Raw genomic sequence first — 12,606 nt, forward strand, 5'->3', positions numbered from 1 at the left:
CCCTTCCCCTTCACTGGCCTCTGTAGGAGCGCACCCAGTGCGCGATAAGCCTACGGAGCAGTGACGCCGCAACTCCGCGGTCGCCCACAGGGTGGGCTCCTACAACAAAGCGCGCCCTTCCCCTTCACCGGCCTCTGTAGGAGCGCAGCCAGTGCGCGTTAAGCCTACGGAGCGGTGACGCCACAACTCCGCGGTCGCCCACAGGGTGGGCTCCTACACGACAGCGTTCGCGCAAACGCTATCGCCGCCCCGACGCTGCGCGCTGCAATACCTGTCGCAGCGCCAGCGGCTTCAGCGGCTTGTACAGCACGCCGATGCCGCGATCGAGCAGGCGCTGCCGCAGTTCGCCGTCACGATCGGCCGTGAGGATCACGGTGGGTACGCCCAGCGCGCTCTCGCCGAGTTCATGCAGCACGTCGAGGCCCGTGCGTCCCGCGTCGAGGTGATAGTCGAAGATGTGCACATCGGGCCGCCAGGGCACCGATCGCGCCTGTTCCATCGTGCGCGCCGCATGCACCTGCCAGCCCCACCCCGACAGCAGCACGCTCAATGCGGAAAGCGCGGCGGGCTCGTTGTCCAGCACCAGTGCGCGACCGGCGGGCAATGGCTGCGGCTCGATCGGCGCCGCTCTCTCGTGCGCCAAAGGACGAGCCCGGGGCACCGCGAGTTCGAATACGCTGCCATGACCGCTCCACGAGCGCAGGGCCAGCGGATGGCCCAGCAAGGCCGCCATGCGTTGCGCGATCGACAATCCCAGCCCGAGGCCTTGCCCACCCGCCGCGCTGCCGCGACGGAACTCCTCGAAGATCGCCTGCTGTTCGGCCGGATCGATGCCGGGGCCGTTGTCCCATACCTGCAGCCGCAGGGTTTCGCCTTGCACGCGCACGCCAAGCAGCACCCGCCCTTGCTCGGCATAGCGCAACGCGTTCGACAGGAAATTCTGCAGCACGCGACGCAGCAGTTGCGGATCGGAGTGTACCCATTGCCGGCTTCCCACGACGCCGAAGCGGATGCCCCGGTCGCGCGCCAGCGCCTGGAATTCCGCCGCCAGCGGATCGAACACATCCGCCAATGCGAAGTCGCGCGGCTGCGGCTGCAAGCGCCCCGCTTCCAGCCGCGCCATGTCGAGCAGCCCCGCCAGCAGGCCTTCGGTGGCGGTAAGCGCGCCGTGCAGGTGTCGTGCCGTGTTCGTATCGTTGCCGCGTTCGCCCAGCGTATGCGCGAACAATTGCGCGGCATGCAGCGGCTGCATCAGGTCATGGCTGACCGCGGCGAGAAAACGGCTTTTCGCCTCGTTGGCGCGCTGGGCGTCCGCGGTAGCGGCGGCAAGCGCCTGCGTGCGTTCGGCGACGCGCAGTTCCAGCGTTTCGTTCGCTCGCTTCAGCGCGTCCTCGGCCTGCCGAAATGCGGTGACGTCGGTAAAGGTGGCGACAAAGCCGCCGCCGGGCATCGGGTTGCCGCGGATTTCCACGATGGTGCCATCGGGGAAACGTCGTTCCGACAGATGGCGCGTGCCGGCCCGCATGTGCGTGAGCCGGCGCTGCACGCGCGACTCCGACTCGCCGGGGCCGATCATGCCGCGATCGACGTTGTAGCGCGTGAGGTCGGCCACGGGGCGCCCTACGTGGAGCAATTCGGCGGGATAACCGAACAGGCTGGCGTAGCGCCGGTTCCATGCGACCAGCCGAAGCTCGGCATCCACCACGCAGATGCCCTGGCTCATGTTTTCCAGGGCCGCTTCGAGCACACGCTGGTTGAAGCGGAGATCCTGCGCGGCCTCGCCGACGATCGCGGCCACGGTATCGATCTCGTCGCGACGCTGCTGGCGCACCACTTCCAGCAACAACCGCGCGGACGATGCGCCGATCACCGCGGCCAGCTCGTGTTCCACCGACGCAATGCGGGTACCGCCGGCGACGCCATGAGGCGCCGCGTCGTTGAACAGGTGGGCGACGCGCTCCGGCGGCAGGAAGCGCGTCGCCAATGCACGCAGTTCGGGCAGGCCGATGTCGCCCACGCTCACCGAACGCATCGCGCGACCGAAGCGTGAGCTGGACACGGCCAGCACGACGGCGACATTGGCGACCAGGCTCAACACCACGGCGCGGCCGAGGCGACTCCAGTCATCGAGCCCCAACAGGCCGTCCGGCCCGAGCCAGGCCAGCCCCATGGGCCCTTCGTGCCACCAGGCCGGTCCATGCGATTGCATGGTCGGCAGCAACACGTACAGCCAGACCAGCGTACCCACGGCCAGGCCGGCTGCGACGGCTCGCGCGCCGAGCTGCGGCCGATAGACGGCGATCAGCAGCGCCGGAGCGAGCCCCGCCAGCGCGGAGAATGAAATCGCGCCGATATCGGCCAGTGCGTCGTTGCGCGCGAGCACGCGGCTGTAACCCCAAGCCAGCAGGATCACCGCGAGGATCGCCACGCGGCGCTGGTTGATCACCTCGCCGCGCAGGTCGCCACGATCGCCGCGTCCCCAACCCGCGCGCACCCGCAGCGGCGCGATGAAATGGTTGACGATCATCAGGCTCAAGGCGAGCGTCGCCACCACCACCATGCTGGTGGCCGCGCTGAGTCCACCGAGAAAGGCCACCAGTGCCAGCCCGTGCTGGCCGCGGGCGAGTGGCAGCGCCAGCACGTAGAGATCAGAGGGCACGCCTCCCGGGCCAAGCCATGCATCGCCCAGCCGCGCCAGCGGCAGCAGTGGCAGCGAGATCAGCAGCATGTACAGCGGAAACAACCATCGCGCCGTGCGAAGGTGCGTGCTGTCGCGACACTCGACCACGCCGGCATGGAACTGGTGCGGCAGCGTGAACATCGCCAGCGCGCCCAGCAGGATCAATGCAGGAAAACCCGTGCTGTCGTGCTGCGTGGGCGCGCTGGCGATCCATGCGCGACTGGCCGGCGACAGCACCAGGGTACCCAGCGCAAGCATCGCGCCCAGCTTGAACAGCGACTCGAACGCCATCGCGAGCACCAGCCCGCGGTTGTGCGCCATCACCGATGCGCGCCGCGTGCCGAACAGCATGGCGAACAGCGCCATCAGCAGCGCGACGTAGAGCGCGCTGTCCTGCCAGGGATCGGCTTCCGACAACTGGCCACGGCTCAGCATGCCGTAGCTCATCGCCACCGCCTTCAGCTGCAGGGCGATGTACGGCACGATGCCGATCAGCACGACCACGGTGACCAGCGCCGCCAAGCCCGCGTGGCGCCCGAGGCGTACCGCGATGAGGTCGGCCAGCGAGCCCGCGTTGTAATCGCGCGCCAGCTGCACCAGACGGCGCAGCACGGCGATGGCGAACAGGTACATCAGGATCGCACCCACGAACGTCGGCGGCAGCCACCACCCCGAACGGCTGGCCTGCGTGACGGTGCCGTAGAACGTCCACGACGTGCAGTGGATCGCCAATGACAACGCGTAGATCACCGCCCAGCGGCGCTCGAACAGGTGCGGCCGCTTCTCGCCGATCACGGCGACGCCGAACAACAGGCCAAGCCAGACCAGCGCGGCGAGGGTGATGGTGCCGGCGGTCAGCATGGCAGCCGTTCACGCCCGCTCCCCCGCGGGGAAAGGGCTGGGGTGAGGGGCCAGGCCCGCCTCACCTCTTCGTCCATGCGGCGATCAAAGCGAAGGAAAAGAAGCGCGCAGGCCGCATATCCACTCCCCATCGCGAGCACCCACCGCTCACCCCAACCCTCTCCCCGAAGGGGAGCGGGAGTCAGTGGTGCAGTCCCATCGCCCGGGCAGCGCCGATCAGCCAGCGCAACTGCACGCCCTGGCGGCTGTCGTAGTTGTCCCCCGAATATCCCCACCAGTCCCAGCATGCCTGCGGATTCATGGGCGCGGTGCTCGCGCGCGTTTGAGGATACAGGACGGCCACGTCATAAGCGTCCGCCCACCGATTGAACCCCGCGTCCTTCACGAAAGCCTCGCCCACGGCGTCCGCGTTCTGCTTGCAGCCGTGGAACGCGACCAACAGGCCGCAGCGCTTGCCGGCCAGGCAATCCGGCGGCAGGTAGACATAACCCGTCGGTGCGAGGAAGGCGTCCACTCCATCGAGGCGGTAGGCATACTGGTCGAAGCGGCGCAATTGGCCTTTCGCATCGCCCGCCGTACGCGGCGCCTTGCCGAACAGCTGGCGAAAGATCTCGCCTGCCGCATCAAACCCGCAATGCCCCAGGTACGGCGACACCGACTTGCCGCAATCGTCGCCCGTCGCGGCGATCGGCAGGTTGTGCGCGAAGGCACGCGCGCCGTCATCCGTGACCTGCAGGCCCTTCAATGCGGGGTCGCCATCGCGCAGCGCCTCGTAGAAGCGCGCGCCCGCCTCCGCCACCACCGGCGACACCAGCGCGTCGTCCTTGCCGTGCAGCAGGTAGACCCGGCCGTGGGCAAGATCCTCGAGTGCGCCGATGTCACCCTTGGCGGAACGCTCCTTCGCCTTGGCGGCCAAGGCGGCCGCATCCGGCGCGGGGACGCCCTTCATGCAGGTACTGAGCGCGAGGTCGAGACGGCCCGCGGCGCATCCGAACGGACCGCCGGCGACGATGGCCGCCGATGGAAACCACTCCGGATACGCCATCTGCACCTGGGTGGCCATGTAGCCACCCGACGACAGGCCCGCAACGGCCACTCGTGCCGGATCAAGCTTCAATGCGGGCAGGCGTGGCGCGTCGTCCGCGTGGGCCACGCCCGCCAGCCCCAGTACCGCGGCCATCAGGCCCATGAAACGCTGCATGCGCATCTCCCTCGCCGAGTCAGAAGGTATACCGGGCCGTGAGCGTCACCATGCGTGGCGCACCGTAGAAGCCGGTGACAATGCCCAGCGCGGCGATGTTGTAACCCGTGGTGCGGTAGGACTTGTTGGCCAGGTTGGTGCCTTGCAGGCTAAGCGTCCACGGCTGGTTGATCTGCCACACCACGCCGGCGTTCCACAGGCCGTACGCCGGCTGCATGATCAGCGGAGACAACGTGGTCTCGGGATACACGCTGGTCTGGTAGGTGTAGTTGATGCGCCCGCTCACGCTGCCGCCGTTGTCCAGCGGAATGGTGTGCTCCAGATTCAGCCCGCCCGACCACTTCGGCGCGTTGGTGAAGCGCTGCGTGTCGGCGATGTTCTGGCCTGCGCTCATGAACTGCGTGTACTTGGTGTGCAGATACGCCCAGTTGCCGCTGAAGGTCCAGTTCTCCACCGGTGTCCACGCGAACTCCTCCTCCCAGCCGTCGATGTGCCCCTTGCCGGCGTTGGTGAAGTCGCCGAAGAAGCCCTGCGTGCCGTTGGGCAAGGTATAGGACGTGAACACCGACAGCTGGATGTTCGAATAGATGTTGTGGAACAACGCGGTGTTCAACATCAGCGAGTCGTCGAAGAACGACATCTTGCTGCCGATTTCATACGAGGTGACCTTCTCGTCGGCGATCGGGCGGCATGATTGCGGAATAGCCACGCAGTTGGCGCGGATGTTGTAGCCGCCGGAATGGAAGCCCTGGCCATAGCTGGCGTAGAGCTTGATCTGATCGGTCGCGGCGTAGTCGAGCGACACCTTGGGCGACAGGTTGTGCGAGGTGTGCGAGCCGCTGAAGTCGGCCAGCGTGCCGATCGGCGTGGTGAAGGTGTCGTTGGAATAGGCGTAGTTCTGGATGACCGCCGACTTCTTCTCGCTGGTGTAGCGCAGGCCCACGTCCAGGCTCCACTGCGGGTTGATGTCCCAGGTGAAGTCGCCGTAGCCGGCATAGCTCTTGGTGCCGATATTGCCGCCCGTGCCGCCGTACTGCGAGAGGCGCGGGTAGTACGGCGGCGAGCCCAGGAAGATGTTGTGGATGTAGCCCTTGGCGGTGCCGTCGAAATAGAACAGTCCGAACACGCCGTGGACCGAACCGCCGTTGTCGTAGTTCGCCTGCAATTCCTGGGTGAACTGGTGGTCCTTGTAGACCGCATTCACGTCGGCGATCTTCTCGGGCAGCGTGTCGAAGTCGATGTTGGTGTCGGTGGACGACCCGCGGTACGACGAGATGGATTTCAACGACCAGTCCTGGCTGACGATCCAGTTGAGCGTCAAGGCGGTGCCCCACAGCGTGGTGCTGTTGCCCGCCGGCATCCCGCTGCGCGTGTCGTAGTCGCTGGACAGGGGCTGGTAGGCCGGATCCAGCTTGTTGACCGTCAGCATCTTGGCGCCGCGCGGATTGGAGTTGTCGCGCAGCCCGTCGAAGGAGAGTTGCGCATTGAAGCTGGACGACGGGAAGAAGCCCAGCGACGCGCGCGCGGCGTTGCTGTTCTTGTTGCCGTTGCGGCTGTCGGTGAGGATGTCGGTGCCATAGCCGTCGTTGTGGCTGCTGGCATAGGCAACGCGGCCGCGCCAGACGCCGTCGTCGGTGGCGCCGCCGACGCTCGCCTTCACGTCTTTCTCGCCGTGCGTGCCCACGGTGCCTTCCACCGAGCCGGTGGTCTGCGTGGGCAACGGGTTGGAGACGTACTTGATGGCGCCGCCGATGGTGTTCTTGCCGTAAAGCGTGCCTTGCGGTCCACGCAGCACTTCGATGCGGTTGGTGTCGAACACGTCGAGCACGGTGCCCTGCGGGCGCGCCATGTACACGTCATCGAGGTAGATGCCCACGCCCGGGTCGAAGCCCCAGGTCGGGTCCGCCTGGCCGACGCCGCGGATATAGGCGGTGAGCGTGGTGTTGGAGCCGCGCGCGGCGTAGATCTGCAGCGAAGGCACCTTGCCCTGCAGGTCGGCGAGGTTCTGCACGTTCTGCTTGAACAGCGTCTGCGCGGTGAACGCACTGACGGCGATGGGCACGTCCTGCAGTGTTTCCTCGCGCTTGCGGGCGGTCACCTTGATGCCTTCGAGCTGCTTGGCATCGGACGTCTTGGCCGCGGTGGCCGGTGCGGCGCTGCTTTGCGGGGCCTCGTCGGCCAGCGCCACCCACGAACTGCAAAGCCCCACCGCCAGACCAATCGCCATGCTCAGATGCGTGCGTTTCATAGCTCCCCTCGCTTTGACGCATCCCGATGCCCGGAATGCCGAATGCCACGGAGCTTAGGCACGCGCCTTCACGCCCACACTTGTACCTTCGTACAGTGCCGCGCGCCGCACGGCGTCCGGATACTCGCCGCACGACGATGCCCATGACGGGCGTCCGGGGATGGGTCGATGGCATTTCTGATCGTGCTGGCCGCGCTTTGCTTCCTCATGCTGACCGCCTATCGCGGCTACAGCGTGATCCTGTTCGCGCCGGTGGCGGCGCTGGGCGCGGTGCTGCTGACGGATCCGTCGCTGGTCGCACCGATGTTCACCGGCCTTTTCATGGACAAGATGGTCGGCTTCCTCAAACTGTACTTCCCCGTCTTCATGCTGGGTGCGCTGTTCGGCAAAGTGATCGAGCTGGCAGGCTTCTCTCGCTCCATCGTCGCCGCCACCATCGGGCTGTTCGGGCGCAGTCGCGCGATGCTCTCCATCGTGATCGTGTGCGCGCTGCTTACCTATGGCGGCGTGTCGTTGTTCGTGGTGGTGTTCGCGGTGTATCCGTTTGCGGCGGAGCTGTTTCGCCAGTCGGATATTCCCAAGCGGCTCATCCCCGGCACCATCGCGCTGGGTGCCTTCACCTTCACCATGGATTCGCTGCCCGGCACCCCGCAGATCCAGAACATCATCCCCACGTCATTCTTCGGCACCAACGCCTGGGCTGCGCCGTGGCTCGGCACGTTGGGCGCGGTGTTCATCCTGGTCGTGGGCCTGCTCTACCTGGAATCGCGTCGCCGCAAGGCCGCCGCCGCGGGGGAAGGCTACGGCACGCAGCTCGTCAACGAGCCGGTTGCCTATGAAGGCGAGCGGCTGGCACATCCGGCCATCGCCCTGTTGCCGCTGGTGCTGGTGGGGGTGCTCAACAAGCTGCTTGGCGATGCGATCGTGCGCGTCTACGGCGCCAGCCATGCTTTCGTGCCCGCGGTGATCGGCGACGCCCGGCCGGTCGTGCAGGAGGTGTCGAAGATCGCCGCGATCTGGGCCGTCGAGGGCGCGCTGCTCGCTGGCATCGCCTGCGTGCTCGCGTTCGCCTGGCGCCCGGTGGCACGCCGTTTTGCCGAAGGCAGCAAGGCCGCGGTGGCTGGGGCGCTGCTGGCATCGATGAACACGGCCTCGGAATACGGCTTCGGCGCGGTGATCGCGGCCCTGCCGGGGTTCCGGGTGATCGCCCATGCATTGCACGCCATTCCGCATCCGCTGGTGAACGAGGCCGTGACCGTCACCGCCCTGGCGGGCATTACCGGCTCGGCTTCGGGCGGCATGAGCATCGCGCTGGCGGCCATGGCCGACACCTTCATCCACAACGCCCAGGCCGCCGGCATCCCCCTGGAAGTGCTGCACCGGGTGGCGGCCATGGCCTCCGGTGGCATGGATACCCTGCCCCACAACGGCGCCGTGATCACCCTGCTGGCGGTTACCGGGCTGACCCACCGCCAGTCCTACCGGGACATCTTCGCGATCACGCTCATCAAGACCCTGGCGGTCTTCGTGGTGATCCTGGCCTACAGCCTCACCGGCCTCGTCTGAGCCCGGCCTGCGTCTCAGCCCTTCAGCGCCTTTCCCCTCCGGCCTACCCGACTCCCCTGGGCGGGCCGCTTTTCATGCCTGAACGGGTTTGTTAAGGCGGCACAAGCAAGCTGTCACATAACCCCGTATAATTCCGGAGTTATCCCTTCAGAAACCTACGCGACGGCCCCTGGCCGCCCGAGCCCATCTCATGTCCATCGAAAATCTGCGCAATATCGCCATCGTCGCCCACGTCGACCACGGCAAGACCACGCTCGTCGATCAGCTGCTCAAGCAGTCCGGCACGCTCAACGAGCGCACCGTGCTGGCCGAGCGCGTGATGGACAGCAACGACCAGGAAAAGGAGCGTGGCATCACGATCCTGGCCAAGAACACGGCCATCACCTGGACGGACAAGAAGACCGGCACCAAGAACCGCATCAACATCGTCGACACCCCAGGCCACGCCGACTTCGGCGGCGAGGTGGAGCGCGTGCTGTCGATGGTGGACACGGTGCTGATCCTGGTCGACGCGATGGACGGCCCGATGCCGCAGACCCGCTTCGTGACCCAGAAGGCGTTCGCCATGGGCTTCAAGCCCATCGTCGTCGTCAACAAGGTCGATCGCCCGGGCGCCCGCCCGGAGTGGGTCGTCGAGCAGGTGTGGGACCTGTTCGAGAAGCTCGGCGCCACCGACGAGCAGATGGAATTCCCGATCGTCTACGCCTCGGCGCTGAACGGTTACGCCTCGCTGGACGAAAACGCCCGCGAAGGCGACATGACCCCGCTGTACGAAGCGATCATGAAGCACGCGCCCAAGCCGGACGTCGACCCGGAAGGCGCCTTCCAGATGCGCATCAGCCAGCTGGACCACAACAACTTCGTGGGCGTGATCGGCATCGGCCGCATCCAGCGCGGCACCCTGAAGAAGGGCATGCCGGTCGCCGTGATCGATCGCCATGGCAAGAAGCGCCAGGGCAAGATCGGCCAGGTACTGGGCTTCCTCGGCCTTGAGCGCATCGAGCAGGACAGCGCCGAAGCCGGCGACATCGTCGCCATTTCGGGCATCCCCGAGCTGACCATCTCCGACACCGTCACCTCGCTGGACGTACCCGAAGCGCTGCCGGCGCTGAGCGTCGACGAGCCGATGATCAGCATGACCTTCCAGGTCAACAACTCGCCGTTCGTCGGCAACAAGGACCTCTCGGGCGGCAAGTTCCTCACCAGCCGCCAGCTGCGTGAGCGCCTGGACCGCGAGAAGGTGCACAACGTGGCGCTGCGCGTGGAAGACGGTTCCGACGCCGACAAGTTCCTGGTGTCGGGCCGCGGCGAGCTGCACCTGTCGGTGCTGATCGAGAACATGCGCCGCGAAGGCTATGAGCTGGCCGTGTCGCGCCCGGAAGTGATCATCAAGGAGATCGACGGCCAGAAGATGGAGCCGATCGAGCAGCTGGTGGTCGACATCGAAGAGCAGCACCAGGGCGGCGTGATGGAGCGCCTGGGCATCCGCAAGGGTGACCTGAAGAACATGGTGTCCGACGGCAAGGGCCGCGTGCGCCTGGAATACCTGATCCCGGCGCGTGGCCTGATCGGCTTCCAGAACCAGTTCAAGACCCTTACCCAGGGTTCGGGCCTGCTGTTCCACGTGTTCGACCACTACGGTCCGTACACGCCGGTGGCCATCGCCAAGCGTCCCAACGGCGTGATGATCGCCAACGCCGGCGGCACCACCCCGGCCTACTCGCTCGGGCCCCTGCAGGAACGCGGCAAGCTGTTCGCCGCCGAAGGCGACTCGGTGTACGAAGGCCAGCTGATCGGCATCCACGCCAAGGACAACGACCTCACCGTCAACGCCATCAAGCCCAAGCCGCTGACCAACATGCGCGCCTCGGGCAAGGATGATGCGATCCAGCTGACCCCGGCGACCAAGTTCTCGCTGGAGCAGGCGCTGGACTTCATCGACGACGACGAGCTGGTCGAAGTCACCCCGAAGGAAATCCGCATGCGCAAGAAGCACCTCACCGAGAACGATCGCAAGAAGGCATCGCGCTCGGCGGTCTGATCGCCTCCCAAGGCTGCCACAAGGAAAGGCCACCGCAAGGTGGCCTTTTTCTTGGGAAAAACCGCTGAAAAAGCGTTGACACACCTCCCGTGCATAGTCACCATGCGCGCGCCCCACGCTTCGGGGCGCCCCAGAAACGAACCACCATGGACAGCGACCCTGCCAGTCGTGTCCGTACGTCCTGCATGAACGGGCGTCGGCGCGTCACAATGAAGATCACGGCCCGGCCGTGAGTGGCATGCCTGTCTGACGGGTCCGCTCATGGCCGTGCCCCTTGCACGGAATGAGCAATGAAGAACGCACGTTTCCTCCTGGCTGCATGGTTGATGACAGCCCCACTGCTGGCACGCGCCGATGAAGACAAGCTCTTCATCCCGCAATGGCTCGGCGCCCAGTACACCTTTGTCGACCAGCACCAGTACTCGCTGCATTCGCCCTACCAGGGCGACCTGAGCCTGCGCCCTCAGGGCGACACCGAGCGCTCGCACACCTTCGGCGCCTACTTCGGCGTGAACCTGCCGCTGCACCTGCAGTTCTACTTCGACGTGGAATTGTTCAAGGGCGAAGGCGTCTCGGGCGCCACGGGTCTGGGCGGCCTCACCAATGGCGACGTGATCCGCTCCGGCACGGCCGGCCTGCCCAAGAAGCCGTATGTCGCCCGCCGCTACCTGCGCTGGTCGCTGCCGCTGGGCGAGGACGCCGACGACGTCGAGCGCGGCCAGGACCAGCTGCCGGGCAAGGAAGCCACGCGCCGCGTCGACCTCAAAGTCGGCAAGATGGCCGCGAGCGACGACTTCGACAAGAACCGCTACGCCAACGGCACGCGCACGCAGTTCATGGACTGGTCGCTGTTCAACAACACCGCGTGGGATTTCGCCGCCGACACGCGTGGCTATACCGACGGCGTGATGATCGCGTGGGTCAACCCCACGTGGACGTTGCGCTACGGCATCTATCGCATGCCTTACGAAGCGAACGGCCAGAAGCTCGTGTCGTCGCTGGGCGATTCGAACGGGCAACAGGTCGAGCTCACCCTGCAACCCCAGCCCGACGGTTGGGCGCTGCGACTGCTCGCCTTCCGCAACGAAGCGCGCATGGGCATCTACCGCGACGCCATCGCCATCGCACTCGCCACCGGACAGCGGCCGGACATCCTGGCCGACGACGCGCCGGGTCGCCACAAGTACGGCTTCACCGTGAATGGCGAGCTCCCCCTCGCCGACCACGGCGACACCGGCCTTTTCATGCGGGCGGGTTGGAACGATGGCCGCACGGAATCGTTCGTGTTCACCGAAGTGGATCGATCGCTGAGCGGCGGTTTCCAGCTCTCCGGCTCGCACTGGGCAAGGCCCGACGATCACTTCTCCGTGGCACTGGCGATCGATGGGCTGTCACCGGCGCATCGCGACTATCTCGCGCTAGGCGGCGACGGATTCGTGCTCGGCGATGGCCGCCTCAACTACGGCCGCGAGGAAATCATCGAGGCCTACTACAGCTACTCGCCCATCAAGCACCTCACGCTGAGTCCCGACGTGCAATACATCCGCCACCCCGGCTACAACCGCGACCGCGGCCCCGCACGATTCGTGGCGCTGCGGGCGCATCTGGAAATCTAGAGATACCAGCAACGATTTTGTAGGAGCGCACCCAGTGCGCGACCGCGGCGCCTCGGATGCATCGCTCCGTAGGCCTGTCGCGCACGGGGTGCGCTCCTACAGAAAGGCGCTTTAGGACAACAAGGTACTTCATGCGGAGGCGCCATTGTTCGATGTGGGAGCGCACCCTGTGCGCGACCGCGGTGCCTCGGGTGCACCGCTTCGTGGGCTTATCGCGCACTGGGTGCGCTCCTACAGAAAGGCTCTTCGCTGCCCTCAATGTGCGGCGGCGCATCCCGTGCGCGACCGCGGCGCGTCCCAGATTCGCCGCTCCGTGAGGTCGTCGCGCACAGGGTACGCTCCCACAAGAACAAGAAGGCACTTCGCACGAAGGCTTCGTCGCTCTTCAATGTA

At 66.3% G+C, this 12,606-nt stretch carries 6 protein-coding genes; 3 read left to right on the forward strand and 3 right to left on the reverse strand.

Translation table 11 applies throughout. The annotated features are described in order from the left end of the window. Positions 1-238 precede the first annotated feature (238 nt). The 3 genes from JMF82_RS20325 to JMF82_RS20335 all read right to left on the reverse strand — a co-directional run bounded on the left by JMF82_RS20325 (position 239) and on the right by JMF82_RS20335 (position 6,990). On the reverse strand, positions 239-3,541 hold the full coding sequence (locus JMF82_RS20325) for a PAS-domain containing protein (RefSeq protein WP_201316347.1): 3,303 nt from the start codon (positions 3,539-3,541) through the stop codon (positions 239-241). A 181-nt stretch (positions 3,542-3,722) separates the two neighbouring features. Beyond that, positions 3,723-4,742 (reverse strand): PHB depolymerase family esterase, encoded by a 1,020-nt coding sequence (locus JMF82_RS20330; RefSeq protein ID WP_201316348.1) that lies wholly within the window; start codon positions 4,740-4,742, stop codon positions 3,723-3,725. Positions 4,743-4,761: 19 nt separating this feature from the next. Next, the gene (locus tag JMF82_RS20335) at positions 4,762-6,990 is read right to left on the reverse strand and encodes a TonB-dependent receptor (RefSeq protein ID WP_201316349.1); all 2,229 of its coding nucleotides are present in this window, start codon (positions 6,988-6,990) and stop codon (positions 4,762-4,764) included. Between the two features lie 168 nt (positions 6,991-7,158). On the opposite strand from JMF82_RS20335, the gene JMF82_RS20340 reads away from it, so the two are divergent. From JMF82_RS20340 to JMF82_RS20350, 3 genes are all read left to right on the forward strand, one after another. Next, positions 7,159-8,556 (forward strand): GntP family permease, encoded by a 1,398-nt coding sequence (locus tag JMF82_RS20340; protein ID WP_201316350.1) that lies wholly within the window; start codon positions 7,159-7,161, stop codon positions 8,554-8,556. A 190-nt stretch (positions 8,557-8,746) separates the two neighbouring features. Beyond that, on the forward strand, positions 8,747-10,597 hold the full coding sequence (typA, locus tag JMF82_RS20345) for a translational GTPase TypA (protein WP_201316351.1): 1,851 nt from the start codon (positions 8,747-8,749) through the stop codon (positions 10,595-10,597). Positions 10,598-10,887: 290 nt separating this feature from the next. Further along, positions 10,888-12,213, forward strand: coding sequence for a carbohydrate porin (locus tag JMF82_RS20350; protein ID WP_201316352.1), 1,326 nt, complete (start codon positions 10,888-10,890; stop codon positions 12,211-12,213). The last annotated feature ends 393 nt before the right edge of the window (positions 12,214-12,606 follow it).

Origin of the sequence: Dyella sp. EPa41 (assembly GCF_016586165.1) — a bacterium.
Lineage (GTDB): Bacteria > Pseudomonadota > Gammaproteobacteria > Xanthomonadales > Rhodanobacteraceae > Dyella.

Excerpts from the sequence above, each read along its gene's own strand:
- typA (WP_201316351.1), top strand. The coding sequence starts at position 8,747 with ATGTCCATCGAAAATCTGCGCAATATCGCCATCGTCGCCCACGTCGAC.
- JMF82_RS20350 (WP_201316352.1), top strand. The coding sequence starts at position 10,888 with ATGAAGAACGCACGTTTCCTCCTGGCTGCATGGTTGATGACAGCCCCA.
- JMF82_RS20325 (WP_201316347.1), bottom strand. The coding sequence starts at position 3,541 with ATGCTGACCGCCGGCACCATCACCCTCGCCGCGCTGGTCTGGCTTGGC.
- JMF82_RS20340 (WP_201316350.1), top strand. The coding sequence starts at position 7,159 with ATGGCATTTCTGATCGTGCTGGCCGCGCTTTGCTTCCTCATGCTGACC.
- JMF82_RS20330 (WP_201316348.1), bottom strand. The coding sequence starts at position 4,742 with ATGCAGCGTTTCATGGGCCTGATGGCCGCGGTACTGGGGCTGGCGGGC.
- JMF82_RS20335 (WP_201316349.1), bottom strand. The coding sequence starts at position 6,990 with ATGAAACGCACGCATCTGAGCATGGCGATTGGTCTGGCGGTGGGGCTT.